Consider the following 406-nt stretch of genomic DNA (forward strand, 5'->3'; position numbering starts at 1 on the left):
CCCGCGATCGCGATGGTCGCGCCGATCAGGCCCATGTAGCCGAACATCGGCTTGCGGGAGAAGACCGGGATGATCTCACTGACGATGCCGAAGAACGGCAGCGCGATGATGTACACCTCGGGATGGCCGAAGAACCAGAACAGGTGCTGCCACAGCAGCGCCCCGCCGTTGGCCGAGTCGAAGATGTGCGCGCCGAACTTGCGGTCCGCCTCCAGCGCGAACAGCGCCGCGGCCAGCACCGGGAAGGCGAGCAGGACCAGCACACCGGTCAGCAGCACGTTCCAGGTGAAGATCGGCATGCGGAACATCGTCATGCCGGGCGCGCGCATGCAGATGATCGTGGTGATGAAGTTGACCGAGCCGAGGATGGTGCCGAAGCCGGAGAACGCCAGGCCCATGATCCACA

At 64.8% G+C, this 406-nt stretch carries 1 protein-coding gene; it reads right to left on the minus strand.

The features are described 5' to 3' along the window. Window positions 1-406, minus strand: a 406-nt coding sequence (locus KUM38_RS35110; RefSeq protein WP_217135676.1) for a cbb3-type cytochrome c oxidase subunit I, incomplete at both ends; no start/stop codon positions are given.

The organism is Streptomyces sp. AC558_RSS880 (assembly GCF_019049255.1).
Taxonomy (GTDB): Bacteria; Actinomycetota; Actinomycetes; order Streptomycetales; family Streptomycetaceae; genus Streptomyces.